The sequence below is a fragment of the Labilithrix sp. genome, from assembly GCA_019637155.1.
In the GTDB taxonomy this organism is placed as follows: domain Bacteria; phylum Myxococcota_A; class Polyangia; order Polyangiales; family Polyangiaceae; genus Labilithrix.
Window position 1 is genome coordinate 215,831 of record JAHBWE010000017.1, and the last position, 26,098, is coordinate 241,928.

General features: G+C 70.3%; 22 protein-coding genes and 1 pseudogene. 12 read left to right on the plus strand and 11 right to left on the minus strand.

The annotated features are described in order from the left end of the window. Positions 1–580 precede the first annotated feature (580 nt). A pseudogene (locus KF837_33085) lies at positions 581–2,392 on the plus strand (beta-propeller domain-containing protein). 41 nt (positions 2,393–2,433) lie between these two features. Here KF837_33085 and KF837_33090 read toward each other — a convergent pair. Then, positions 2,434–3,066 (minus strand): hypothetical protein, encoded by a 633-nt coding sequence (locus KF837_33090; GenBank protein MBX3232210.1) that lies wholly within the window; start codon positions 3,064–3,066, stop codon positions 2,434–2,436. 159 nt (positions 3,067–3,225) lie between these two features. Between KF837_33090 and KF837_33095 the strand changes: the two genes are divergently transcribed. Continuing rightward, positions 3,226–5,799 (plus strand): hypothetical protein, encoded by a 2,574-nt coding sequence (locus KF837_33095; GenBank protein MBX3232211.1) that lies wholly within the window; start codon positions 3,226–3,228, stop codon positions 5,797–5,799. An 83-nt stretch (positions 5,800–5,882) separates the two neighbouring features. Here the strand turns inward: KF837_33095 and KF837_33100 are convergent, their stop codons facing one another. Beyond that, positions 5,883–6,566 (minus strand): hypothetical protein, encoded by a 684-nt coding sequence (locus KF837_33100; protein ID MBX3232212.1) that lies wholly within the window; start codon positions 6,564–6,566, stop codon positions 5,883–5,885. A gap of 99 nt (positions 6,567–6,665) precedes the next feature. On the opposite strand from KF837_33100, the gene KF837_33105 reads away from it, so the two are divergent. The 4 genes from KF837_33105 (at position 6,666) to KF837_33120 (ending at position 11,261) form a co-directional block, all read left to right on the plus strand. Then, positions 6,666–8,255 (plus strand): M20/M25/M40 family metallo-hydrolase, encoded by a 1,590-nt coding sequence (locus KF837_33105; protein ID MBX3232213.1) that lies wholly within the window; start codon positions 6,666–6,668, stop codon positions 8,253–8,255. Positions 8,256–8,267: 12 nt separating this feature from the next. Next, positions 8,268–9,713, plus strand: coding sequence for a YdiU family protein (locus KF837_33110; GenBank protein MBX3232214.1), 1,446 nt, complete (start codon positions 8,268–8,270; stop codon positions 9,711–9,713). A gap of 6 nt (positions 9,714–9,719) precedes the next feature. Then, positions 9,720–10,151 carry a hypothetical protein gene (locus KF837_33115; GenBank protein MBX3232215.1) on the plus strand — a complete coding sequence of 144 codons (432 nt, stop codon included), beginning with the start codon at positions 9,720–9,722 and terminating at the stop codon, positions 10,149–10,151. 78 nt (positions 10,152–10,229) lie between these two features. Further along, a complete protein-coding gene (locus tag KF837_33120; protein ID MBX3232216.1) occupies positions 10,230–11,261 on the plus strand; it encodes a fatty acid desaturase in 1,032 nt (343 codons plus the stop codon). Between the two features lie 203 nt (positions 11,262–11,464). Here KF837_33120 and KF837_33125 read toward each other — a convergent pair whose 3' ends face one another. Further along, positions 11,465–12,346 carry a TIGR02996 domain-containing protein gene (locus KF837_33125; protein MBX3232217.1) on the minus strand — a complete coding sequence of 294 codons (882 nt, stop codon included), beginning with the start codon at positions 12,344–12,346 and terminating at the stop codon, positions 11,465–11,467. A gap of 115 nt (positions 12,347–12,461) precedes the next feature. On the opposite strand from KF837_33125, the gene KF837_33130 reads away from it, so the two are divergent. Together KF837_33130 and KF837_33135 are read left to right on the plus strand one after the other, a co-directional pair. Next, entirely contained in the window at positions 12,462–12,875 is a 414-nt protein-coding gene (locus KF837_33130; protein MBX3232218.1) for a hypothetical protein, read from the plus strand. A 23-nt stretch (positions 12,876–12,898) separates the two neighbouring features. Further along, positions 12,899–13,558, plus strand: a complete 660-nt coding sequence (locus KF837_33135) for a hypothetical protein (protein ID MBX3232219.1) — start codon at positions 12,899–12,901, stop codon at positions 13,556–13,558. Between the two features lie 998 nt (positions 13,559–14,556). Here the strand turns inward: KF837_33135 and mqo are convergent. Together mqo and KF837_33145 are read right to left on the minus strand one after the other, a co-directional pair. Further along, positions 14,557–15,969, minus strand: coding sequence for a malate dehydrogenase (quinone) (mqo, locus tag KF837_33140; GenBank protein MBX3232220.1), 1,413 nt, complete (start codon positions 15,967–15,969; stop codon positions 14,557–14,559). After that, positions 15,966–16,742 carry a class I SAM-dependent methyltransferase gene (locus KF837_33145; protein ID MBX3232221.1) on the minus strand — a complete coding sequence of 259 codons (777 nt, stop codon included), beginning with the start codon at positions 16,740–16,742 and terminating at the stop codon, positions 15,966–15,968. The genes mqo and KF837_33145 overlap by 4 nt, the downstream gene beginning before the upstream one ends. Positions 16,743–17,006: 264 nt before the next feature. Between KF837_33145 and KF837_33150 the strand changes: the two genes are divergently transcribed. Continuing rightward, a complete protein-coding gene (locus tag KF837_33150) occupies positions 17,007–17,336 on the plus strand; it encodes an FKBP-type peptidyl-prolyl cis-trans isomerase (protein ID MBX3232222.1) in 330 nt (109 codons plus the stop codon). On the opposite strand, the gene KF837_33155 is transcribed toward KF837_33150, so the two are convergent. Together KF837_33155 and KF837_33160 are read right to left on the minus strand one after the other, a co-directional pair. After that, on the minus strand, positions 17,337–18,152 hold the full coding sequence (locus KF837_33155; GenBank protein MBX3232223.1) for an aldo/keto reductase: 816 nt from the start codon (positions 18,150–18,152) through the stop codon (positions 17,337–17,339). Further along, on the minus strand, positions 18,149–19,534 hold the full coding sequence (locus KF837_33160; GenBank protein MBX3232224.1) for a hypothetical protein: 1,386 nt from the start codon (positions 19,532–19,534) through the stop codon (positions 18,149–18,151). Before KF837_33160 ends, KF837_33155 begins: the two co-directional genes overlap by 4 nt. A 34-nt stretch (positions 19,535–19,568) precedes the next feature. On the opposite strand from KF837_33160, the gene KF837_33165 reads away from it, so the two are divergent. Beyond that, a complete protein-coding gene (locus tag KF837_33165) occupies positions 19,569–20,036 on the plus strand; it encodes a hypothetical protein (GenBank protein MBX3232225.1) in 468 nt (155 codons plus the stop codon). Between the two features lie 44 nt (positions 20,037–20,080). Here KF837_33165 and KF837_33170 read toward each other — a convergent pair whose 3' ends face one another. Beyond that, positions 20,081–20,749 (minus strand): NAD(P)H-binding protein, encoded by a 669-nt coding sequence (locus tag KF837_33170; protein ID MBX3232226.1) that lies wholly within the window; start codon positions 20,747–20,749, stop codon positions 20,081–20,083. A 49-nt stretch (positions 20,750–20,798) separates the two neighbouring features. Between KF837_33170 and KF837_33175 the strand changes: the two genes are divergently transcribed. After that, on the plus strand, positions 20,799–21,410 hold the full coding sequence (locus tag KF837_33175; GenBank protein ID MBX3232227.1) for a hypothetical protein: 612 nt from the start codon (positions 20,799–20,801) through the stop codon (positions 21,408–21,410). Here the strand turns inward: KF837_33175 and KF837_33180 are convergent. Next, a complete protein-coding gene (locus tag KF837_33180) occupies positions 21,407–22,348 on the minus strand; it encodes a hypothetical protein (GenBank protein ID MBX3232228.1) in 942 nt (313 codons plus the stop codon). The two genes, KF837_33175 and KF837_33180, sit on opposite strands and share 4 nt — an antisense overlap. A 298-nt stretch (positions 22,349–22,646) precedes the next feature. Here KF837_33180 and KF837_33185 point away from each other — a divergent pair, with 298 nt between their 5' ends. Continuing rightward, positions 22,647–22,982, plus strand: a complete 336-nt coding sequence (locus KF837_33185; protein MBX3232229.1) for an ATP-dependent Clp protease adaptor ClpS — start codon at positions 22,647–22,649, stop codon at positions 22,980–22,982. A 23-nt stretch (positions 22,983–23,005) separates the two neighbouring features. Here KF837_33185 and KF837_33190 read toward each other — a convergent pair whose 3' ends face one another. Both KF837_33190 and KF837_33195 read right to left on the minus strand, forming a co-directional pair. After that, positions 23,006–24,226, minus strand: coding sequence for a hypothetical protein (locus KF837_33190; protein ID MBX3232230.1), 1,221 nt, complete (start codon positions 24,224–24,226; stop codon positions 23,006–23,008). Between the two features lie 179 nt (positions 24,227–24,405). After that, positions 24,406–25,995: a diguanylate cyclase gene (locus KF837_33195; protein MBX3232231.1), complete on the minus strand. Its 1,590-nt coding sequence runs from the start codon at positions 25,993–25,995 to the stop codon at positions 24,406–24,408. Positions 25,996–26,098: the final 103 nt, after the last annotated feature.

A 26,098-nucleotide genomic window follows, 5' to 3' on the forward strand; every position in this document is an offset into this window, starting at 1 on the left:
CGATAGATCACCGAGTCCGGCGCGGCACGGATTGGCACAGCCGCGAGCGCGCGATCGCCGGCAATTGTAGGCACCGCGAGGTGGCACCGCCCTTGCGGAAGACGGACCATCATGCGTCGCTTCCCTACCCTGCTCGCCGTCCCCGTCTCCCTCGCCGCGTTCTACATCGGCTGCGCCGGCGGAGAGTCCCGAGGCCCATCCACCTTCGAAGAAGCCCAGGCGGACTACCAGCGCTGCCTCGACGACGAGCGGACACGGCTCGGTCAGTCGGCGAGCAACGGCGCGAGCGGCGAGGACCCCAAGGGCCCGTTCGGCGCGCATCTCATCGCGACCGACACGACCACCGTCGCGAACGCGATGCGCGAGAACCTCAAGGGCTCCGTGCGCGTCAGCGTCGAGCGCGACCGCGTCGCTCGGATCGCGACGGTGCGCTGCGCTTCGCTGAAGCCGGACCCGGAGCGCTGGGCGACGGGCGACGGGCGACGGCTGGTCGGCGGACGCCGGAGCCTTCTCGTCGTCGACCTCCGGCGCGCCGGCCAGAGGGTCCGCTCCGCCGGCGGCCGAGAGCGCGAAGCAGGCGTCGGGCACCAACAACCAAGTCGCCGGCGTCGACGAGGCCGACTTCGTCAAAAACGACAACAAGTATATTTACGTCGTCAACGGCTCGCACTTCCGCATCGTCGACGCCTTCCCCGGCTCGAACATGCACCAGATCGCCGACGTGACGGTGCCCGGGACGGCGAAGAAGCTCTTCGTCGAAGGCACGCGCGCCGTCATCTACTCGTCCATCCCGCGCCAGAGCGGCGGCTACGACCCGTACGGCGGGAGCGGCGGCGAGTGCACGTACGGCTACGACGGCTGCGTCCCGTCCGGCGACGGCACCGAGACCGAAATATCGATCTTCGACATCTCCACCCTCTCCGCGCCGCGGCTCGTGCGGAGCATCCACTCGTCGAGCTCGCTCATCGCCGCGCGTCGGGTCGGCAAGGCGATCCACACCGTCCTCGGGCAGCCGTCCCCGTTCTCGGGCGCCGGCACGTACGTCTACGTCGACCTGCCCGAGGACGCGACCGAGGCCGCGGTCAACGCCGCGTACGGCCGCGCCCTCGACCAGCGCCTCCGCGAGATCGACGCGCAGAAGATCGAGGGCCAGCTCCTCCCGAGCTGGAGCGACAGCGCGGGCGCGCCGATCGAGACGGGCCTCTACACGTCGAGCATGCCCGACGGCACGGCGCTGACGAGCGTGCTCTCCGTCGACATGACGACGGCGGACAAGCTCTCGATCGCGTCGGTCATCAGCCGCCCCGGCTGGGTCTACGCGTCGTCGGAGGCGCTCTACATGGCCGTGCCGCACCAGCAGATCTCCGGCTGGGGCTGGTACGAAGGCCGCTCCGAGAAGGAGCTCTCCACCATCCACAAGTTCGCCGTCGGCGCGGACGCGCGCGCCACCTCGTACGTCGGGTCGGGCTTCGTGAAGGGCCGCGTCCTGAACCAGCTCGCGATGGACGAGGACAAGGGCTTCCTCCGCGTCGCGACGACGACGGGCCACCTCCCCTCCCCCAACGCGCACAATACGATCTCGATCCTCGAGACGAAGAACGGCGAGCTCGTCGAGACCGGCAAAATCGATAACGTCGCGCCGTCGGAGGACATCCGCTCCGTGCGCTTCGACGGCGACCGCGGCTACATCGTCACGTTCAAGAAGACCGACCCCCTCTTCGTCTTCGACCTCGCCGATCCGCGCGCGCCGAAGACGCTCGGCGAGCTGAAGATCCCGGGGTTCTCGACCTACATCCACATGATGGACCCGACCCACCTCCTCACGATCGGGTACGACGCGGCGGACCACGGCGACTTCGCCTACTTCACCGGCGTGCTCCTCCAGATCTTCGACGTGTCGAACCCGACCGATCCGAGGCTCACGCACAAGGAGGTCATCGGCACGCGCGGCTCGAGCTCGGAGGCGCTCACGAACCACCTCGCCTTCACCTACTTCGCGCCGAAGAACCTCCTCGCGCTGCCGATGACGGTCTGCGAGGGCGGCGACACGAACGGCGGCTACGGCACGCAGATGACGTTCAGCGGCCTCATGGTCTACGACGTCACCGCGCAGGGCGGCTTCAAGCTCCGCGGCAAGGTCGCGCACCCGAGCGCCGTCGACGAGCAGCAGTACGGCAGCGTCAACACCTGGGGCTACTACGACTCCGCCTGCTCGAACTGGTGGAGCAACGCGAAGAGCGAAGTGAAGCGCAGCATCGTGATGGACGACTGGGTCTACAGCGTCAGCGACACGCGCATCAAAGCCAACGCGCTCCCGAACCTCGGCGCCGACGTGAAGGAGGTCTCCGTCGCCGACCCCGACGCGAAGCCGACGAGCCCGTACGACTACTGACCCGCCGCGCCGGCGAGCGCGCTCGTCCGTCGCGACCTGACTCACCACTCGCGGAGGTCGTCGAGCCAGCGCTCGGCGTCGGCGGCAGCGACGGCCATCCCGCGAGCGAGCGCGAAGTACGCGTCGGCCGCTTCGTCGCGACGGAGCGTGTCGATGGCGTGCTTCGCGTCGACGCGATTGAGCGCCTTCACGAGGTCGTCGAGCACCACCTTCGCCTTCGGCTTCGCCGCCTTCGCGCCGAGCTTCCTCGCGGCGGCGTTGGCCTTCTTCCACGCCGCCATCGCCGCGCGGCCGAACGCGGGCTCGTCGTCTTCCCAGTGGCGGAACGGATTGCCGAGGTTTTCGGCGATCCACGCGTCGCTCTTCGCCCCGCGGATCGCGAGCGCGCCGGCGCCCTCCTGCGACTTCGCGAGCGCCGCGGCGTCGGCCTTGTTCAGCCCGCGGATCGTGAGCCCGTCGAACCGCCAGCTCGTGGGCCAGCGCTTCGCGTCGAGCTCGTACAGCTCCGCGATCGTCAGCTCGCGGAGGCCCTTCAACGCGGCGAGACCGCTCGCGTCGGTGAGCCGGCCCGGCGCCCCACGCAGCGTGAGCTCGACGAGTTGCGTGTACTTCGCAAGTGCCTTCGTGTCGGTCTCGCGGAGCGCGCGGTACTCGACGGACCGTACGTCCTCCATCCCTCGCGGCGGCGCCAGTTCGTACCACCGTCCTGATCCGATCGATCGTGTGGTGCCGCGGGCCCTCGAACGCGTTCCCCATGAGGATGGGCGTGCCTTGCCTAAACCCTCGTAAACACTGGCCCGCAGCCAGGCATACTACATGTAGGAGACCCCTTCGTGCGGTCCCTCGCTCTTCGTCTCTCGCCCTTCCTTGCCTTCGTCCTCGCCGCCTGCGCGGCCGAGAGCGACGAGGCCGCCACCGACGAGGCCCAGCTCCAGGACCTCAAGGTGTACTTCGCCGACGCGAAGAAGCTCGATCTCTCCGACCTCACGCGGGTCGCGGTCGGGTTCGGCACCGAGGCGCTCAACGATCGGCTGAGCGTGACGGCGGGGCCGGTGCACGCCGGCATTCGCTTCGAGAAGCCGGGCGTCTTCGCGGCGCGCGCGGAGCCGAGCTCCGTCCTCCCGGACAGCGCGGAGGTGAAGGCCCTCGACACGATCGTCAGCGGCCTCGCCGCGCGCTTCGGCGAGAAGGAGCTCAGCACGCAGGTCAACGCCGCGCGCCTCGCCCACCTCGAGGGCACGGCCGACGACTACTTCATCGAGTCCGGCTTCGCGGCGAACGCGGGGCTCGTGCCGAGCTGGAGCTTCCCCGCCGGCGGCCTCGGCGTGAACCTCGGCTTCGAGGCGAGCACCGAGCTCTCGTCGCGCGTCATCGTCGCGACGAAGAACGACGGCGTCCGCTCGCTCCTCTCCGCGCCGCTCGCCGCGATGAAGGAGATGCGCGGCTTCATCTATCCGCGCTCGGTGGCGGACATCCGCGGGATGAAGCCCGGCGAGATGTTCGCGCTCCGCGGGCAGGGCAAGCTCGGCGCGAACTTCGGCGTCGGCGCGCCGATCTTCGTCGCGGGCCCGGTCGGGCCGCTCACGTACAGCATCGTCGTCTCCGGCGGCGTCGCGGGCGTCGTCTCCGGACAGATCGACGTGCAGCTCGTCCGCCTGCCGGGCGACGAGGTCGTGATCGATCTCGGCGTCGAGAAGGGCCGCGGCGTCTCGTTCCGCGCGGGCATCGGCGATCAGTTCGGCATCAAGGGGATCTGCGACGACGGCCAGCGCTGCCTCCGCGCGGTGCAGGTCGCGGGGCAGTCGCTCGATCTCGCGCAGGTCGTCGAGAAGGCGATCGAGAAGCAGGTGAACAAGTACCTGACGTTCCAGGTCGCGGCGTCCTCCGGCGTCTCGAGCTCGCGCGTCAGCCTCTCGCGCTTCCGCTTCCACCTCGATCGCGGCGCGCCGCACGAGGTCGAGGCCGCGCTCCAGCAGCTCCTCAAGTTCGACCTCCGCCTCGCGCAGGCGATGTACAACCGCGACCTCGCTCAGCCGAAGCCGCCGGTCACGGTGGACTTCGACGCCGTGCGCGCCGCGACGACGACGACGCGCAACTTCGGCTTCGAGGTCCTCGGGATGAACGTCTTCCACAAGGCGATCGTCGACCGCGAAGGCACGTTCGTGCTCCAGACGCCGGACGGAGCGAGGGCGATCCTCTTCGATCACCTCCAGCGCGAGGAGGGCTGGTTCCAGCGGCGCCACGCGTTCTCGCGCACCGGCGTCGCAGCCGAGTCGATCGACGCGACCTCGCCGACGCACTTCAAGAGCAGCGCGAACCTGTTCATCCAGACGGTCTCCGCCGACAAGCACATGGACAACGACTTCGTCCTCGACAACGTCGACGGGCTCCTGCTCAGCCTCGGCGCGAACGAGATCGTCGACGTCCTCGACGAGCACGGCAACGAGATCGAGCGCACGCTCTGGCGCAAATGCCCCGTCCAGAACGACGCGAGCGGCGACCACGGCGGCTCCTCCACCCCGCGCTGGGACGAGCGCTGCAACGTGCGGCTCCTCGACGATCCGAGCTTCAAGGCGATGAAGACGCGCGCCCTCGCGGCGGTGGAGGCGAAGCTCGGCCCCTATCCGGAGGACTACAAGAAGCTCGTTCGCACCGCGGCCGATCTCCGCCTGACGCTCCAGTCGGTCGGCGTCCACGGCTTCAGCGCGACGGGCGGGCCGAAGGTCGCGATCTCGTCCGACGTCCGCTTCGACGATCAGGCGCTCGACACGCTGACGGCGATGTCGAAGACGGACTACGGCCGCGCGCTCCGTTCGTACATCGGCATGGTGTCCTCGAACCGCCGCGACGTGCGCCGGCCGCAGGACCGCGACTACTTCGCGAAGATCGTCCTCGATCGCTCGAACGGCGCCGCCGACCGCATGATCGAGCGCTTCGACGTCGAGGCGCAGGCCTACCAGCGCATCCTCCAGGCCGAGAAGAGCCTCCCCGCGGTGCTCGCGAACCGGCCCTACGTCGCGCATCCGGTCGGCATCCGCTTCGAGGTGAGCAGCGGCAGCGCGGGCGCGCTCGAGAGCGTCGTCCTCCGCTCGACGAGCCAGGAGCGCGCGATCGTGGCGACGCGCCTCTACGACGGGCTCCGCAAGGAGGCGGAGGGCCTCGAGCTCGGCGCGGGCCTCCACGCCGAGCACGCCGCGCTCTATCCGCTCGGCTGGCTCGTTCCGGTGCAGAGCCTCGAGGTCGCGATGAAGGTCGACGCCGAGGTCGAGAGCACGTTCTTCAACCCGCGCCAGCGCTTCATCAAGGCCGGCTTCAAGAGCGTCGCCGCCTCCGCGCGCGGCGCCGACGTCGTCACCCTCGGCGCCGGCATGTTCGACATCCGCGCCATCGCGACCGCCTCGCCCTGACGCTCACGACGAACGCGAGGAGCCACGCGGCGCTCAGCGCGCTACGCCCGAACCATGAGGCGCCAAGGTGGGATGCGCTCCGATCAGCGCGGCACGCACGCGTCGAGCTCGCTCACGACGCGACGCCACTCCACCGCCGCCCCGGGACCGCCGGTCGGGCCGTAGAAGTCGGCGGTGTACGGCTCGAGCCACGCGGTCAGCTCCGGAGGCTCCTTCGCTTCGCGAGGGATCCCGAACCACATGAGGCGGAGCCACGTCTTGCCGTCGGCGCGCGGCATGTCGACGAAGATCACGCCAGGGAGGTGGACCATGCCCGCCGTTCGTCCGCCGGGGAGCGCGATCTTCGGATGCCGTTTCTGGAGCTCGATCGTGTTCTCGAGCTGGAGCTTCTCCTCCGCTGTCGTCGTCGTGGCGCCGTCCCAGCGCGTCACGACGAGCGCAAAGACCTCCGCCCGCGTCGCGCGCCCTTTCGCATCGGTGAGGACGGCGTCGTGGGTCGTGTACGTGAAGCCGTCGATGACCTCACCTTGCAGGCCGAGCTCCGGCACCGTCGGGCGGAACGGCTCTCGATCGAACGCGTAGGGGCTCTTCGTGATGCGCTGAAGCGTCGTCGCGAGGAGCGGATCGCACGGCGGCGCCGCCGGCGGAGGCGCGGGGATCGACGCCCCCGTCGCGGCTCCGACGCGGATCGACTGCGGCTCCGGAGGAGGACGCGAGCCGCCGCACGAGATCGCCGCGACGACGAGAAACGCCCGCGACGTCCGCATCCCAGCGAACGTATCATCGTTCGCGCGGAACAGGCCTCGCGCCGGAGGGCCCGGCGGTGAGCGCGCGCTGCGGTGCTACCCTGCTCGGCTCCGCCCGTCATGCCGCGTCGACGCTCTACTCTCTGGTTCCTCCTCGCCGCCGCGGTCGCGTGCAGCGCGCCGCCCCGCGCGCCCGCCGCGGCGGCGCCGCCGTGGGTCGCGATCGCGCCGCGCCTCGTCGAGCACGTGCGGGTCCTCTCCTCCGATCGCTTCGAAGGCCGCGCGCCGGGGACGCGGGGCGAGGAGCTCACGATCGCGTATCTCCAGGACGAGCTGCGGAAGCTGCGCCTCGCGCCGGAGGTGCAGCCGGTGCCGCTCGTCGCGATCGGGTCGCGGGCGTCCCTCGCGATCGACGGCAAGGCGTGGCGGAGCGGCGAGGACTTCGTCGCGTGGTCGTACGGCACGAGCCCGGACGTCCACCTCGAGCGCTCGGAGCTCGTGTTCGTCGGCTACGGCGTCGTCGCGCCCGAGCATGCGTGGGACGACTTCAAGGACGTCGACCTCCGCGGCAAGACGGCGGTGTTCCTCGTCGGCGATCCGCCCGTCCCCGATCCGAAGGACCCGACCCGCCTCGACGACGCGACCTTCCGCGGACGCGCGATGACCTACTACGGCCGCTGGCGCTACAAGTACGAGATCGCGGCGAAGAAGGGCGCCGCCGCCGCGCTCATCGTGCACGAGACCGGCCCCGCCGGGTACGGCTGGAACGTCGTCGCCGGCGGCGCCACGCACGAGCGCTACGAGATCGCGACCGCCGAAGCGCGCGCCGCGCACGTGCCGATCGAAGGCTGGATCCACGAGAGTCGCGCGCGAGAGCTCTTCGAGGACTTCGATCGCGCGAAGGCCTCCGCCCTCGATCGCGCGTTCCGCCCCGCGCCGATCCGCGCCGCGCGCGCCGACCTCGAGGTGCGCCTCACCGCGCGCGAGCTCGTGTCGCGCAACGTCGTCGCGAAGCTCCCCGGCTCCGATCCGCGCCTCCGCGACGAGCACGTCATGTACAGCGCGCACTGGGATCACTTCGGCAAGAGCGCGGAGGGCGTGTTCCACGGCGCGCTCGACAACGCCTCCGGCGTCGCGTGGCTCCTCGAGACGGCGCGCCTCTACCGTGAGCTCCCGCGCGCACCGCGCCGCTCGATCGTCTTCGCCGCGTTCACCGCCGAGGAGCAAGGGCTGCTCGGCTCGAAGCACTACGCGTCGCAGCCGCACGACCGCGTCGTCGCCGACATCAACATGGACATCATGAACCCGTGGGGCAAAACGCGCGCGATCGTCAGCGTCGGCGACGGCGAGACGACGATGGATGAGCCGCTCCGCGAAGAGGCCGCGAAGCAAGGCCGGCGCGTCGTCCCCGATCCCGAGCCGGAGAAGGGCTACTACTTCCGCTCCGACCACTACGAGCTCGTGAAGACGGGCGTCCCCGCGCTCTCCTTCTTGCACCCCGGCGCGGAGTGGATCGGTAAGCCGCCCGACTTCGGCGCGAAGAAACGCGCCGAATACGTCGCGCGCATGTACCACCAGCCGGACGACGTGATCCACGACGACTGGGACCTCGCCGGCGCGGCGGAGGACGTAGCGCTCCTCTTCGAGGTCGGCCGTAGGGTCGCCGACGCCGATCGTCCGCCGGCCTTCAAAGACCGCGCCGCGCGCTAAGCTGCCACGCGCATGATCGCCTTCGACAACTCGTACGCGCGGCTGCCGGCGCGCTTCTTCGCCAAGGTCGCGCCCGCCCGCGTCCGCGCGCCCGCGCTCATCGAGGTGAACCGCGCGCTCGCGGAGGAGCTCGGCGTCCCCGCGGACGAGCTCGACGCGGAGACGCTCTCCGGCAACCGCGTGCCCGAGGGCGCCGACCCGATCGCGCTCGCGTACGCGGGTCACCAGTTCGGCAACTTCGTGCCCCAGCTCGGCGACGGCCGCGCGATCTTGCTCGGCGAGGTCGTCGGCAAGGACGGCAGGCGGCGCGACGTCCAGCTCAAGGGCGCGGGCCGCACGCCGTTCTCGCGCGGCGGCGACGGACGCGCCGCGCTCGGCCCCGTGCTCCGCGAGTACGTCGTCAGCGAGGCGATGCACGCGCTCGGAGTCCCCACCACGCGCGCGCTCGCCGCGGTGACGACGGGCGAGCCCGTCGCGCGCGAAGAGCTCCTCCAGGGCGCCGTGCTCACCCGCGTCGCCGCGAGCCACCTCCGCGTCGGCACCTTCGAGTACTTCGCCGCGCGCGAGGACGGCGAGGCGATCGCGGCGCTCGTCTCCTATGCGCTCGCGCGCCACTACCCCGCCGCGCTCGCGGCCGCCGGCGACGCGCCGCCCGCGCTCGTCCTCCTCCAGCAGGTGATCGACGCGCAGGCCCACCTCGTCGCGCGCTGGCTCGGCGTCGGCTTCATCCACGGCGTGATGAACACCGACAACACGTCGATCTCGGGCGAGACGATCGACTACGGCCCGTGCGCGTTCCTCGACATCTACCACCCGCGCCGCAAGTTCAGCTCGATCGACCGCGGCGGCCGCTACCACTTCGCGGTGCAGCCCAAGATCATGCAGTGGAACCTCGCGCGCCTCGCCGAGACGCTGCTCCCGCTCCTCGCCGAGAGCGAAGAGGAGCAGGTCCACCTCGCGACCGGCGAGCTGAACCGCTTCGCCGACGCGTTCGACGCCGCGTACGCGCGCGTGCTCCGCGCGAAGCTCGGCCTCCACACCGAAGAGGACGGCGACCGCGCGCTCGCGAACGACCTCTTCGAGCGAATGGCCACGAACGAGGTCGACTTCACGCTATTTTTCCGGCGCCTCGGCGAGGACGCCGACGCCGCCGCGAAGCTATTTGCCAATCCCGGCGCGTTCCACGACTGGGCCGAGGCGTGGCGGCGGCGCACCGCGAAGGAGGATGTCTCTCCCTCCGCGCGCGCCGAATCGATGCGGCGCGCGAATCCCGCTTTCATTCCGCGCAACCACCGTATCGAGGAGATGATCGCCGCCGCGAACAATGGCAACTACGCGCCGTTCGAGCGCCTGAACGCGGTCCTCGCGCGACCTCATGACGATCAACCCGAGAACGCCGACTTGGCGGAGCCGCCCGGCCCCGAGCAGCACGACTACCGCACTTTCTGTGGGACCTGACCCTCGATGAGCGACGAGAACGACGAAGCGCGCGCGATCCTCGCGCTCTGCGACGGTGACAAGCTGAAGGCCTTCGAGAAGGTCGAGGCGCAGCTCGCGGTGCTCGTGCTCCGCACGCAGGTGATGCTCTCGCTGAGCGGCATCGTCATCACCGTCACCGGCTTCTCCGGCCGCGCGATCGCCGACACGGGCGCGCTCGCGCGCGGCTGCATCGCGAGCGGCCTGACCTTGGTGCTCGCCGCCGCCGCGTGCGCGATGTGGGGTGTGCTGCGGCTGAAGTGGCTGACCCAGATGCTGCGCGACGACGTGCTCGAGACGCTCCGCACCGCGATCCAGATCCGGAACCACAAGTCGCGGTTCCTCCGCGCCGCGACCGCCCTCTTCATCGCCGGCTTCTCGCTCTACGTCGCCGCGGTCGCGCAGCTCCTCGTCAAGTAGCCCGCTCGTGAGTCGCGGCTCTCGGGGCGCGTCTTCTCCTTCGAACCGCCGGGCTGGCGTGCTAGGTTGCCGCACCCGATGCAGCAGGTCAGCCTCACCGATCCGACCTGGACCACGAGCGAGCCGAACGCGTTCCACCGCGCCTCTCTCGTCTTCATCAACGACGTACGGGACACGCCGTTCCTCAAGCTGATCGCGACGCTCCTGCTGACGGTCGTGCCGAGCGGCGTCTTCATGATCGTGAGCGGCTTCCGCTGGTGGCACGCGGCGGTGCACCTCGTCCTCGTGTTCTGGTTCCTCGGGCCGTACATCCTGATGCTCCACAACACGAGCCACCGGAAGCTCTTCAAGAAGAAGTGGGAGCGCCTGAACCACTTCATCCCGTGGTTCCTCGGGCCCTTCTTCGGCGAGACGCCGGACACGTACTTCGCCCATCACGTCGGGATGCACCACCCCGAGAACAACATGGAGGAGGACCTCAGCTCGACCCTCCCCTACCGCCGCGACTCCGTCCGCGGCTTCGTTCGCTACTTCCTCCGCTTCTTCTTCGGCGTCATCGTCGAGCTCCCCCGCTACTTCCTGCGGAAGAACCGGCGCTCGCTCGTGGTGAAGAGCCTCGCCGGCGAGCTCTTGTTCTTCGCCGTCACCGGCGCGCTCGCATACTTCACGGACTGGCGCGCCGTCGTCGCCGTGCTCGTCGTCCCCTACGTCTCGACGCGGTTCCTCATGATGTGCGGGAACTGGGGGCAGCACGCGTTCGTCGACGAAGCCGCGCCGGAGAACTGTTATCGGAACAGCATCACCTGCATCAACACGGGCTACAACCGGCGCTGCTTCAACGACGGCTATCACATCGGACACCACGTGAAGCAGACCCGGCACTGGACCGAGATGCCGGAGGACTTCACGAAGAACCTCGCGACCTACGCGAAGGAAGGCGCGGTCGTCTTCGACGGCATCGACTTCTTCATCGTGTGGATGTTCCTGATGCTGAAGCGCTACGACTGGCTCGCGCGCCGCTACGTGAAGCTCGACGGCGCCGAGAAATCGGAGGCGGAGATCATCGAGCTCCTCCAGAGCCGCACGCGCTGGACCCGCGCCGCGGCATGAGCCTCGCAGCGCCTACACATCACTCCCGCGTCGATGCACGGAGTGACGGAGGCCGAGCTGAACGGTGCGCGCCGAGCGCGCCATAAGGAGAGAAGCCACATGGCCGACAGCGCCGGTAGCGGACGAACGAGTCGAGCCGCGCGCGCTCGATCGGCCACGCGACGTGGAGCTGCAGCGCGCGTGCCGCTCAGAACGAGAGGCGCTCAGAACGAGAGGCGCTTCGTGCCGCGAGACGCGACGTTTGGCGCGAGGCGACCGCGGAGGGACGCGAGGGGGACGTCGACGCCGGCCGCCGTCCGCGAGATCCCGGCGTCGACGGCGACGCAGCCGCCCTCCTCCGCCCAGCCGTACGCCTGCTCGAGCGTCGTGACGTACGCGACGTCCTTTCGGCACGCGGTGCAACGGCGGATCCCTTCGATCTCGGTCGGCACCATGTCGTCCCAGCGCTGGGTGCACTCCAGCTCGAACGCGACGCGGCCGGGGCGACCGGTCGCTTGCTCGCCGCACGCCTGGACCGCCGCCATCGCGACGCGCGCCCGCCACGCGACCTCGACGAGCGGCGCGAGCTCCGCGAGCCGCGCGCTCGCCTCCGCGAAGCCTTCCGCGGCGGAGGGACCGTCCTTCCTCTTCCCGCGCGCGGCGACCTGGGTGCGGAGGAACTCGGCGTGCGCGGTCTTGCCGTGCTCCTCGAGCCAGTCGGCGTAGACGAGCCGCGTCTCGTCGTCGCGCGGATCGGCGAGGAGCGCGGCGAGGAACGCCTGCTCCTCCGGCGCCGCGACGCCTCCGAGCTCGTAGTCGTCGTGCTGGACGCGGATCCGCACGCTGCCGATCGTGAGCCAGTCGTCGGGGCGGACCACGTACGGGCCCTCGACGCGCTCGTCCCCGCGCCACACCCCGTTGGCGGAGCGGTCCTCGAGCAGCACCGCGCCGCGCGCGCGATCGAAGCGGACCTCGGCGTGAAGCCGCGAGACGCGGTCGATCTCGAGGACGAGGTCACGCTCCGGCGCGCGCCCGATCGTGACGGCGTCCTTCACGAAGGTGAAGGTCCGCGGGCCGCGACGGTCCTCGACCGTGATGCGAAACACGCCGTGAGCGTATCCGAGATGTCATTTCGAGCCAGTCGCGTGTCAGGCGCCGCCGTCGCATGGTGATTCCCGGCGGGACGTCCCGCTCCCTTTCGACTCGAGACTGGAGAACATCATGACCAAGACCGTCTTCTTCGCATTGCTCGCCTCGTTCGCCCTCGTCACCGGCTGCTCCGCCGGCGACGGCGAGATCACGGTGGAGGCGGCGACGACGCCGCCGACCGACAACCCCAACGACGCGCTCTTCACGGTGAAGGTCGACGACGCGCCGGAGGAGGGCTACGCGCTCGACGGCCTCACCGTGAAGGCGCTCCGCGACGGCAAGGACGCGCTCACCGTGTCGTGCACGACGACCGACGCCAACTCGAACGCCAAGCTCGACAAGGGCGACTCCCTCGTCTGCACCGAGGGCGCGACGAACGTGCTCGGCGCCGACGCGGCCGGGACGGAGATCGAGGTCGAGCTCTACGCGAAGGTCGACGACGAGGAGAAGCTCGTCGGCGCGGCGACCTGGACCGCCGCGAAGTGACGTAACATCGACCCGCCTCCTCGATGGTGGAATGGGTCACGGTCGAACGCGCGCGGATCGGAGCGCACGACTTCGTCCTCGCGCGGCGCGGCGACGAGTGGGTCGTGCGCGTCGACGGCCGCACGCTCATGTCGAGCCGGACCCACCAGTCCGAGATCGAGCTCGCCGCTCGAGCGATCGCGCGCGCCGCCTCACCGCGGCGCGTGCTGATCGGCGGCCTCGGGCTCGGCTTCACGCTCCGCGCCGCGCTCGATCGCCTCCCCGCGAGCGCGCGCGTCGTCGTGGCCGAGCTCGTGCCGGAGCTCGTCGCGTGGAACCGCGGCCACCTCGCCGCGGTCCACGCCGGCGCGCTCGACGATCCGCGCGTCGAGGTCGTCACCGGCGACGTCCTCGACGTGCTCGCGAGCGCGCGCGCCGCCTTCGACGTCGTCGTCCTCGACGTCGACAACGGCCCGGAGGCGCTCTCGCAAGCGGAGAACCGGCGCCTCTACACCGACCGCGGCGTGCGAGCGTGCCGCGACGCGCTCGCCGCCGGCGGCGTGCTCGGCGTCTGGTCGGCGGGCCCGAGCGACGCCTACGCCGCGCGCCTCGCGAAGGCCGGCTTCGCGACCGAGGTGGTCCGCGTCCCGGTGCACCCCGGCTCCCGCGCGCGCCACGTCCTCTTCCTCGGGACGAAGCGATGACACGCTCGCCGCTCGCCCGTACCTCTTCGCATACCGGGTCAAGTCGCCCGCGATCTCCAGCGTCGGCGTCCAAGCCGCCAGTCGCTCCAGCCTCGACGACGCTCATCGGCGCGGATCCATCCATCGCGGCGTCGGGAGCTGCGACCGTTGCGCTGGCGGGCTCTCCCCCGCAGCTCTTGAATCGAGGATGGATCCATCGGCGTTGCACACTGGACGGTAAGCCCCCTGCGCGTGAGACCACGAGAGGAGCCTCGGAGACAAGGCAGTGCGCGGCGGTCATTGCAATCGCACCCTGCCTACCATCCGCGACCAAGACCCCAAACAGCGGGGCACCAGATCGGAGTCGGCGGCGCCGCTCCCGCTCGGCTCTCGCGCCGTTCGCCTCGGACGAACGATGCGACGAGCGCGCACGTACTCGCTCCGACAGCGAAGAGAGACCAACCACGCATGCACCTCCGACCGCTAACAGGAACACCCCGCATTAGGAATCCGCTGGCATGTTTGACCAAACTCGGCGGCCGGCACTTCCTGTCCGGACGCATTCAAGCAGCGAAGCACCTCGCGACCGTCCGAGCACGACGCCGAGACACCACCAGGACAGCAGGCTGCAATGCGCCAGATCGACTCCGCGCACAGCAACATGATTCTCGCGTCGGGATCGTAGCCGTACCTGATGCACGACTCGCAGACGCACTTACTATCATCATTGCCGAATACTAAGTCGGGAGAGCATTGTGGATCGCAAGATTGACACGCTCCTCCCGCTTTCCCAACGAAAGTGAAGGTTCTATCATCCGCACACGCGGGGACGAGACTCACTGAAGCGAGCAGCGCAAAAATGAGCCCCCCCGCGACCCGAGCCGTCCTCAGATTGCCAGCCACGGCAGTCACAGGTCGGCGTGAAGGACCTTCGATCGCGACGCGTTTACCGTTGCGGTGGGAGCCACGGTACACGAACGCCATCCCTAGCACGTACCGGCGCGCTCCTGTCGTACATACTACGTGACGCGGGACGGCAGCACCGCCGCGAGGCGCGTCCGCCAGGCCTCGGACCTCCAGCGATCGGGGAAGCAGCGCGCGAGGAGGTCGAGCATGATCGCGACCGCGGTCGAGGCGCCGGGGGACGCGCCGAGGAGGGCCGCGATCGAGCCGTCGGCGGCGGTGACGACCTCGGTGCCGAACTTCAGCTCGCCGCGGCCGTCGCCGGTCGCCTTGATGATCTGGACGCGGAGGCCCGCGATCTGGAGCTCCCAGTCGTCGTCCGCCGCCGCGGGGTAGTAGCGACGCAGGAGCGCCATCCGCTCTTCGACCGAGAGCATCGCCTGCCCCACGAGGTAACGCGTGAGATCGAGGTTCTCGAGCCCCGCGCTCATCACCGCGCCGACGTTGTGGACGCCGACCGAGCGGAGCAAGTCGAGCCACGAGCCCTGCTTCAGGAACTTCGTCGTGAACCCGGCGTACGGCCCGAAGAGGAGCTCCTGCTCGCCGCCGATCCATCGCGAGTCGAGGTGCGGCACCGACATCGGCGGGGCGCCGACCTCCGCACATCCATAGACCTTCGCGTGATGCCGTGCGACGACGGCGCGGTTCGTGCATTTCAGCCATTGCCCACTAACAGGGAACGCGCCATAACCCGCCGCCTCCGGAATGCCACTTTGCTCCAGGAGCGAAAGCGAATATCCGCCGGCGCCGATGAATACGAACTTCGCGCGGACGGTGCGCTCGGCGCCGGTCGCGAGGTCGTGGACGTCGACGCACCACGTCTTGCCGTCGCGGCGGAGACCGCGGACCTCGTGCGAGAGGTGCAGCTCGACGTCGGAGCGCGCGGACAGATTGGCGATCAGCGCGCGGGTCAGCTCTCCAAAGTTGACGTCGGTGCCGTGGAGCACGCGCGTCGCGGCGACCGGCACGTCGCGAGCGCGCCCCTCCATCACGAGCGGGAGCCACGCCGCGAGCAGGTTCCGGTCCTCGGTCAGCTCGATGCCGGCGAACAGCTTCGTCTCGCGGAGCTGCGCGTGCCGCGCGCGCAGGAACGCGACGTCGCCCTCGCCCCACACGAAGCTCATGTGCGGGACGGAGCGGAGGAACCGCGTGAGGTCCGGGAGATCGCCGCGCTTCACGAGCGAGTCCCACAGCTCGAGGCTCAGCGCGAACTGCGAGGCGATGAGGAGCGCCTTCGCGCAGTCCACCGTGCCGTCGGGGCGCCGCGGCGTGTAGTTCAGCTCGCAATAGCCCGCGTGGCCGGTGCCGGCGTTGTTCCAGGCGTCGGAGCTCTCCGCCGCGGCGCGGTCGAGCCGCTCGTAGATCCCGACCCGCAACGACGGATCGAGCTCGAGGAGCAGCGTCCCCAGCGTCGCGCTCATGATCCCTGCGCCGATCAGCGCGACGTCGACCGACTCCCCTTGGCTCATGCGCGCATCGTAGACCCACACGCGTAGACGTGAAGCCACGACCGCGCCTCGCCGGCGGGGACGAGCGTGGGATGGCAGGCGAGGTCGACGGCGCTCGCGCACAGAAAACGCGGCGGCCGCGCGAGGAGCCGCGCGAGCGCCGCCGCCAGCGTCGCGCCGGTGAACGGGATGTACATGAAGACGACGTCGGCCTCGGGAAACGCGGCGTCGCGCGCGTCGGCGAGGACGAAGCGCGCGTCGGCCGCGAGCGCGTCCGCGGCGCCGGCCGCCATCCGATACACCGGCTCGTCCCGCTCGATCCCCTCCCCGCGCGCGCCGCACAGGAGCGCCGCGAGCAGCACCGACTTGCCCGCGCCGGCGCCCACGTCGAGGAAGCGATCGCCGGCGCCGAGCCCGGTCACGTCGAACGCGTGGACGATCTCGTCGTAGCCGCTCGGGCAGTAGGTCACGAGCTCGCGCTCCGGCGCCGGCTCCGCGAGCGGCGGGTACGCGATGCCGAGGACCTCCTCGACGAAGTGATCGCGCTCGGCGGGAGGCGGCGCCTCGAAGCACGCCCGCAGCGCCGCGCCACGCAGCGCGCCGGACGCGATCCGCGCGCGCAGGTCCGCGTGCGCGCGGGCGGCCGCCGCCGCCAGCTCCGCGTGCACGTCCTCGAGCGCGCCGCGCGCCGCGCCGGCCTTCGGCCACCGCATCCGCAGCGCGCCGTCGACGAACGCGCGGTCCGCGCCGTCGCCGCGGCGGGCGAGATCACGCAGCGTTTCGAGCTCGATCACGGTGGCCGCTTTTTCCTATAGGCTCGCGTCATGAGCGCGCAAGAGCCGCCGCGATCGTCCGGCATCAGCCCGTCGGTCGGCTACATGGTGATGGTCCTCCTCTGCAGCGCGGGCCTCCTGTCCGTCGTCTACGCGAACAGGAACGAGGGCCCGCAGGCCGCCCCGACGACCGAGAGCCCTCCGCCGCCTGCGCCCGCGCCCGCGCCGAAGCCGTCCGCGACGCAGAGCGCGGCGCCGCCGCCGGCCGACGACGGCAAGCTCGTCATGCAGGACCTCGCGCCCGGCGCCGGGGAGGCGGCGAAGACAGGCGACAAGGTCGCGGTGCACTACGTCGGCACGCTCACCGACGGCAAGGAGTTCGACGCGTCGAAGAAGCACGGCGACAAGCCGTTCGAGTTCGAGCTCGGCGCCGGCCGCGTGATCAAGGGCTGGGACGACGGCGTCGTCGGCATGAAGGTCGGCGGCAAGCGCAAGCTCACGATCCCGCCGAGCCTCGGCTACGGCGCGCGCGGCGCCGGCTCGGCGATCCCGCCGAACGCGACCCTCGTCTTCGAGGTCGAGATGGTGAAGATCACGCCCGCCGGCGCGCCGTAGCTACCCGGCGATCGCTTCGATCGCGCGGACGTCGGCGTCCGGCAGCGGCGGCGCGCGAAGGACGGCGAGGTCCGCGCGCATGTGCTCGGCGCTCGACGTGCCGGTGAGCGGCGTCATGCCGGCGTCGAGCGCGAAGCGGAAGACGAGCTGCGACGGCGTGAGGCCGTGGCGCGTCGCGAGCGCGCGGACGGCGGGGAGCGCGGTCTCTCTCCGGTTCGCGGTGAGGAGCGAGAAGCCCTGATACGCGATCCCGCGCTCGCGGCAGAGCGCGCGCATCTCGCGGTCCCACCCCTGGCTCGCGTAGCAGCGGTTCTGCACCGCGCTCGGCGTCACGCGCGCGCGGCCGAGGAGGAGCTCGAGCTGCGCCCGCGTGACGTTGCTCACCGCGAGCGCGCGCACGAGGCCGGCGGCGTGGAGCTCCTCCATCGCCTCCCACGCCTCGAGGTCCTCCCGCGCGAGGCCGACGCGCTGCGACGGACCGTGGAGGACGTACGAGTCGACGACGCGCGCGCCGAGGTGCTGGAGCGAGCTCTCGAGCGACTGCCTCACCTGTGCCGCGACCGGCGCGTTCGCGTCGTACGGCAGACGGTGGTCCTGCCCGCCGCGATGCGTGAACTTCGTCTGGAGGAAGAGGTCCTCGCGGCGCACGACGCCGGCGGCGTAGGCGTCGGCGAGCGCCTCGCCGACCGCGGCCTCGTGGTAGTGCCTCCGCTGGTTCGCGGTGTCTATCGCGCGGAAGCCCTGCGCGAGCGCGAGCCCGACGAGCCGCCGCGTCTCGTCCTCCTTCCACGCCGTGCCGTAGACGAACGAGGTCATCGCGGCCCGAGCGTGAACGTGAACGCGGCGCCTTCGCCGGGGGCGGTCGTGACCGCGAGCGTGCCGCCGTGCCGCCGCACGATCCGGTCGGCGATCGCGAGGCCGATGCCGATGCCCTCGAACTCCTTCGCGGTGTGGAGGCGATGGAACGGGGCGAAGATCGCGCCGAGGTGCTGCATGTCGAAGCCGGCGCCGTCGTCGCGGACGCAGACAGCGTCGCCGTCGCGCGCGACGGTGATGTGCGCGGGCGCGCGGTGGCGGGAGAACTTCCACGCGTTGCCGAGGAGACACTCCATCAACGTGCGCACGAGCGCCGCGTCGCCGTCGAGGACGATGCCGTCCGCGACCGTCGCCTCGACCTGCCGCTCCGGCTCGGCCGAGTAGAGGTCTTGGAGCACCGCGCGCGCGGCGTCGGAGACGTCCACCCGCTCCTGCCTCATCTCCTGCCGCGTGATGCGCGAGAGCGAGAGGAGCGCGTCGATGAGCTCCCCCATGTGCACCGCGCTCGCGATGACGCGACCGAGCTCCCGCTTCACGTGCGCGTCGAGGCGATCGCCGTGGTCTTCGATGACCCCCTTCGCGAGGCCGTTGATCGCGCGGAGCGGCGCGCGGAAGTCGTGCGCGACGGAGGCGCTGAACAACGTGAGCTCGGCGCGGAGCTGCTCCTCCGCCGCCTTCCGCCGCTCGACCTCGCGCTGCAGCTCGAGGTACCGCGCGTGGAGGTCGTCGTTCGCGCGCTGCAGCTCCGCCGCCGCCGCGCGCGCCGCGACGATCCACGAGACGCGCTTCCGCGCGCGGCTGGCGAGGCCTCGCTCCTCCGGCAGCTCGATCAGGTAGCTCGCCGCGGTCTCGGTCGCCTCGTAGGTCACGGTCGCGGGCGGGAGCCCGAACGCGCGCGGGACGCCGCGGATGACGCCGAGCCGCACGAGCCAGAACTCGCGCACGGCGGTGTAGCCGGGCTTCATCTGGACGTCGAACCGGAGGCGGCGCTCGCCGAGCTGCGTCACGGACATGTCGGCGACCGCCATCATCTGCGCGACCGGCGCGTCGGGCCGCGCGCCCCAGCGATAGAGGTCGACGAGGGAGAAGAGGAGCCGGCCCGGCAGCATCAACGCGCGCGCGACCGGGGTCTCGAGCACCGCCGCCCCCGCGCGGACGAGCTCCTCGTCCGAGAGGACGCGCCCGAAGCTCGAGAGCACACGCGTGAACGCCGGCCACGAGATGCGCGCGCGCGGGTCGCGGAGCTCCGCCGCCGAGCAGCCGGTGCCCTCCGCGATCGCGTCCGCGGAGCTCCCCTTGCGCGCCGCCGCCTCGAAGAGCGGCGCCAGGAAGCGCACGGTGGCTTCGCGTCCTCGCAGCTCGACGGGGACCTCGGTCGACAAAGTGGGGCCGAGCGTACTACGTAGGCCGGCGCGGATGTATCGAAGCGCGCCGTCCCTCTCGTCGCTCCTCGCCGAGCGCCTCGGCCCGCTCGGCTTCGCCGAGGTCGCGCCCGACGACGAGCGCAAGGCGAGCGGGGTCCTCGCCCTCTACCGGCGGAAGACGTGGAGCACGAACCGCGGCGTGGTGCTCGCGGCGCCGACGACGCCCGATCTCCGCGCCTACGTCGAGACGATGCGCGCGAGCGCGGGCGGCTTCCTCGGATCGTCGTGGTGGAATCAGCTCGGCTTGCAGGTCGTGCTCGAGGTCGCGGGACCACCGCCGCCGAGCACGGAGCTCGATCGCTACGTCGACAAGGTCAACACGCAGGGCATCCTCGTCCAGAGCGTCTTCGCCTACGACCGGACGACGAGGCAGAGCACGAGCGCGCGGACGTGGGGCCAGGTCTTCACCGGCCGCTTCCAGGACGCGATCCAGGGCGCGCTCGACGCGCTCGCTCGATAGCCGCCCGTGATCGCGTATCGCTCGCACGCTCGCGTTCGCACGCGTCAGGCGAGCGCGAAGAGCTCGTGGTTCTCGACCACCTTCACCCCCGGCGTCTCGTCCTTCGCGAGCGCGATCATCGCCCCCGCGACCGTGCGGACGGAGACGGGGCGGTACCGCGCGATGCCGGGCAGCTTCCCGAGCCCGTGCATGATCCACATACCGACCTTCTCGCCGGGACGCGACTCCTCGCGGTCGCCGTCGAGGAAGCTGGGGCGCACGATGCGCGTCCGCGCGAAGCCGAGCGCGATCACGTCGCGTTCGAGCTCGCCCTTCATCCGCGTGTAGAAGCTCCGGGCGTCGGGGCTCGCGCCGAGCGACGAGCACAGCGAGACGGTCGCGACGCCCGCCGCCTTCGCCGCCTTCGCGACCTCGTACTGGAACGTGTAGTCGACCTCGTATTGCGCCTCCTTGCTCCCCGCCGTCTTGAGCGTGGTGCCGAGCGCGGAGAAGAGGACGTCGGCCGCGTTCGGGGAGGCAGCGGCGAGCTTCTCCGCGAAGCTCGCGGGCTCGCGGAAGTTGGTCACGCGCACCTCGGTCTTCTTCGCGAGCGCGCGATCGGGCGCGCGGCGCACGAGCAGCACGACGCGCTCCACCGCCGGATCCTGCTCGAGCAGAGCGACGATCTCTCGGCCCACGAGGCCGGTCGCGCCGAGGACGATCGCCGATTGCATGACTTCCTCCGTGGACCGACCCTAACACGGCAGGGTAGAAAACGCGTTGATGGCGCAGACGCGGTACAGGGTCGAGGACGGGAAGTCGTGCATCGACATCCAGCTCCGTTCGGCGCGCCAGCTCTTCGATCTGCGCGACCCCGCTCCGTTCCGCGAGCGCGACCTCGATCCCGGCGCGGTCGATCACCTCCTCACGTCCGTGCGCGAGATCGGGCTCCGCACGCCGGTGAAGATCAACCTCCACATCGCCGCCACGGGCGGAGACGACATTCCCCACGCCGTCCTCGCGGAGGCGATCCGCGCGCACCTCCGCCACGAGCGCAACGTCGTCCAGCGCGCGATCCGGCAGAACTTCCGGCACGGGCGGCAGCTCTTCTTCATCGGCGCGGTCGTGCTCGGGTTCTTCCTCACCCTCGCGAAGGTCGGCGGCGATCTGCTCGCGCACCTCGGCCTCGTGAGCGCGGTCCTGCGCGAGGGGCTCGTGATCACGGGCTGGGTCGCGATGTGGCGGCCGGCCGAGGTCCTGCTCTACGACTGGTGGCCGCTCTACGAAGATCGCCGCTTCATCGAGAAGCTGATCGACAGCGAGATCGAGATCGACGAGATCGCGACGTCGGTCGCGCCCGCGTCGCTCTCCGGCGCTGGCTCGACGCGCGCCTAGTTCGACTCGCACTTGGGCGCGCCGCAGTGCCCGGTGCGCTGCTTTCCGTAGCGCCAGTAGTTGTAGCGCGCGCACGTGCACGGCCACTTCGGGTCGAGGTCGGTCGCGGCCTTGAGCGCGGTGCAGTCGACGACGCCCTGCGCGTGCGCGGCCTGCACGTACGCGTAGCCGGCGCAGCCGCACGGATCGAGGTGGTGCTCGCAGAGGAGCTGGAGCGGCTCGAGCGACACCTTCTTCTCGTCGTTCTGCGAGTCCTCCCCCGCGACGACGAGCCAGCAGCTCTTCGGATCGTCGTTGCGGCACCGCTCGAGCGCCGCGTTCGCGGGCGGCCGCAGGAAGACGAAGTAGAAGACGACGATCAGGACGTACGACGTGACGATCCCCGCCTTGAGGAAGAAGCGATCGGTCCGCTTGTGGATCGGCAGCGCGCGCCGCTCGAAGTCGGTCTTGCTCGGCTCGTCCGGCGGGATGAGGCGCTTGCTCCCGCGATCGGAGGAGACCGCGGGCTTCGCCTTCTCCTCGCTCTTCTTCTCGGCCTTCTCTTCGGCCTTCTTCTCCTCCGTCTTCGCCTTCGGCTTCTCCTCCTCGACCTCGACGTCGGCGAGCTCGACGAGCGCGGCCTCGACGTCCTTGATCATCGCGTCGACGGCGTCGCGCGCGGCCTCGTCGACCTTGATGAGCCCGAGGAGCTCCTTCGCGGTGGTGACGACGTCGCGGTTCTTCGACGCGCCGTGCTCGTCGAGGTCCTTCGCGAGCGCGTCGCGATGCTCGTCCGCCTTGGGATCGGCCTCGACGTCCGCGACGCGGATCTTGTCGCTCTTCTTCGCGATCGCGCGCTTGAGCTCCTTGAACCGATCCTGGACTGCCGCGCCCGTTTCTTTCTTGGATGCGATCGCCCCGGCGGCGACGGCGACTGCGATGTGGCGACCGATGGCCATGCGCCGACCGTATCGGCGTGGCTCTTCGATCGTCAATAAGCCTCGCGGCGGCGGCGTCCGATGACGAGGGCCAGGGCGACCGCGAGCGGGCCGTGGGCGCTCGCCCCGCTGCAAGCCCCGACCATGATCCCGACGACGACGACGAAACGTTTCGGCATGGAACGTCCCCGACAGCAACGCCCATACCCCGTGCGTCCTCACCGCAAAATGCCGCCATTTTAGGGACGAACGACGCGATCGCGGCCTCTGCGATCCACGACGAGCGACGGGGTGATCTGCCCGCTACAATGCTCGGCCGATGTCCTCGCAGAACGACGGTGACGGCGACGGCGACGTCCTCGTCGTCCAGGATCCGAAGGTCGGACGCGCGCGACGGTGGGGGGTCGTCTTCTACAACGACGACTACACGACGAAGTGGTTCGTCGTGGAGGTGCTGCAGCGCTTCTTCCGCATGGATGAGACGACGGCGACCAACTTCATGATGTCGGTGCATCGAAAGGGCAAGGGCGCCGCCGCGTTCTACACGCGCGACGTCGCCGAGACGAAGGCCGCCGCGGTCATGGACTACGCGCGCGAGCTCGGCATGCCGCTCCTCGTCACCGCCGAGCCGGAGGAGCCCGACGACGATCCGTAGCGCTCTCTGCGCTCTCCGCGCGCTCAGAACGTGGCCGGCACGCGCTTCGCTTCGTCGCCGGTCGTCACGAGCTGGCGGAGCCACTCCGTGAGGGCGACGCCGTCCGCGGTCGCGCCGTACATCGCGTCGTCTTTCGTGAAGTAGGTGTGGCCGGAGCCGGGGCCGTAGAAGGTCGAGAAGTTGGGGCTGTCGATCGTGCGGATGTCGCGGAGGCCGTCGGCGAAGAACTGCGCGCTGAGGAGGCCGGGCGCGCCGCAGCTCCGCGTGTGACCGATGCCGTGGAAGTAGCGCATCACGAGGTCGTGCTCGTGCGAGACGAACGCGAACTTGTTCTTCGGGTGCTTCGCGATCACCTCCTTCACGAGCGCCTTCAGCCCCGGCCCCGCGACGCCGCTCGTCCTGTCGAAGCCGAGCGGAAACGGACCCTCGACCGGCGACGTCTCTTCCATGAGCCAGGTCTGCTTCCATTTCTGCTGGAGGCACGGCGTGGTGAAGTCGGAGGAGAGCGGCGGCCCCGAGTCGTCGATCATGGTGACGTCGAGCCAGTGGAAGGCCTTCTGGACCTGCACGAAGTTGTAGGCCGCGCCGTAGCCGCCTGCGCTCATGCCGGTGAGCACGAGCTGATCGGCGTCGCGAAACGTCGAGACGACGCGCGGGAGGTATGCGGCGACGTTCTTGAACCCGACCTGCGGCCGCCCCTTGAAGCCGGCGGGGTTCGCGCCGGCGAAGGTGTCGCCCGAGCAGTAGGGCACGTAGACGTAGTTCCAATCGCGGAACGGGTTCTCGGGGCGTTCGCGGTTCATCACCGCCGACTTGCCGTCCGTCGTCGACCACGTCGCGAAGTCCTCCGCGTTCGCGTGGTTCGCGGAGAGCGCACGGTCGGCGATCGCGCACGTCTGGCCGTCGAAGCAGGCGCCGCCCCCCATCATGAAGACGAGCACCTTCTTCGATCCGGTCGGCGATCGATTGACGCCGAGCCCCGTCTTCGAGCCGTCCATGCACTGCGGAGCGCCGTCGAAGTGCTGCTCGTCGAGCCACTTCCATTCGCCCGGCCCGCTCGCCGGCAACGCCTCCGCGAGCTCCTCCGGATTCGCGGGCGCCGCGGTGTCGGCATCGCCGTCGTCCTTCACGTCGCCCGCGCGCTTCTCCGACGACGCAGGCGTCTCGCCCGCGCCCAGCGAAACCGGCGCCGCGGCATCAGCCGCACACGCGGCGAGAAAGAGAGCCGCGATCGCAAACGCCACTTTCGTCATCCAAGCCGACCTCACGCAATCCCGATGCCGTCGAGAAACCCCGTCAAAACCCGACGATCCGCGGCTATTCCGTGTAATGACCTCGTTACACGCCGATCACCCGTAGCCCACACGGAGACGCGAGCCGCGAGCACGCTGGGCTCCGTTGAAGGTTCGGGGGCGCGCGAGGCTCACGCCTTTGCGCGGGGGGTCGGGCGGGGGATGCGGGCCGAGGAGGGGGGTGGGTGCGCGGCGGTGCGGGTTACTGCCTGGGCGTGCTTGAGGCGGGCTTGGGCCTCCTTCAGCTTGGCTTCGCGGAGGGCGGCGGCTCGCTTCTCCTCTTCGCGGGCCTTGCCGTCGCGGGACTCCTTCGCCGTCTTCTTCTCCGAGTACATGCGCTCGTCGGCGAGGGTGAGGAGCTCGTCGATCGTCGCCTTGCCGCCGGCGGGCTGGAACGCGGCGCCGGTGCTGCTGTGAAGACGATACGGCGTGTCGTGTTGCTTCGCGTCCTTGTCCATCTCGGCGCGGAGGCGGTCGAGGACGGTCGCGATCGAAGACTCGTCCGCGCCGTCGACGAGCGCGACGTACTCGTCGCCGCCGAGGCGCGCGACGATGTCCGACTCGCGGAACGTCGCCTTCAACACCGCGGCCATGCGCTGGATCGCGTCGTCGCCCGCCTCGTGGCCGTACGTGTCGTTGATCGTCTTCAGGCCGTTGAGGTCGCAGAACAGGATCGCGAAGGGACGGTTCGCGCGGATCGCGGTGCGGGCGTACTGGTTCGAGAGGACGGTGAAGCCGCGACGGTTGTAGAGGCCGGTGAGCTCGTCGCTGAGCGATTGCACCTGGAGCTCGGCCGCTTGCAGCGCGAGGAGCTCGAGGTCGTTTCGCTCGCGCGTCACGTCGCGGAAGACGACGACGCCGGCGAGGACCTCGCGCCGCTCGTTGCGCACCGGGCGGCTGGTCGCGCTGAGATGGACGCGCTCCTTCCCGTCGGAGGGGAGCGTCACCTCGAGGTTGTCGAGCGCCTCGCCGCGGAGCGCGCGGCCGAACGGGCCGTCGCCGAAGTCGAACGGCGTGCCGTCGACGCGGCGGACGCCGTTCCGGATCGCCTCGTCGATCCCGATCTGTCCCTGCCCGAAGCCGACCCCGAACATGCGCCGGAACTCCGCGTTCACGACGACGCACTTGCCGTCGCGGTCGACCGCCGCGACCGCGTCGCCGATGCTGTCGAGGATCGAGCCGAGGAGCGCGTTCTGGCGCTTCATGTCCTGCCGTCCGCTCTGGATGACGAAGTAGGCCGCCGCCGCGAAGGCGAGCGCGAAGAAGGTGCAGAAGAGCAGCACCATCCCCTCGACGTTGCGCTTGCTCCGCGCGTCCGCCTCGAGCACCGCGAGCGCGGCGTCCTCGTCGCCCCTCATCACGTCGAGCTGGATGCGCACCGCGCGGACGTTCGCCTCGTCGTAGCGGAGCGCGTCCGCGCGCGCCTGCTGCCGCGCGTCGTCCGCCGTGAGATCGTGGAGCCGCTTGAACGCCTCCTTCGCGCGATCGGGCCGCGCCTCGTCGACCGCGATGCGCGCCTCCGCGATCGTGAGCTTCACCTCCGTCGAGCGCGTGACCTGATCGACCGCGCGGAGGTACGCGCCGCGCGAGATGCTGAGCGCGAGGAGAGAGAGGAGGAGCCCGAGCGTGAGGAAGAGGAGAACGCCGGTCGGGGTCTGGTCGCGAAGGCCACCTTCGCGCGGGCTCGCGCCGAGCACCTGTTCTTCGGTCGACCGTTCCAAGCTCGAACCGAGACTATCGCAGGGACGCGCACACCATGATCGGACCGATCGAACCCACGAATTTCAGGTTTTTGAGCCGCCCAACCATCGAGAATCCTTCAGC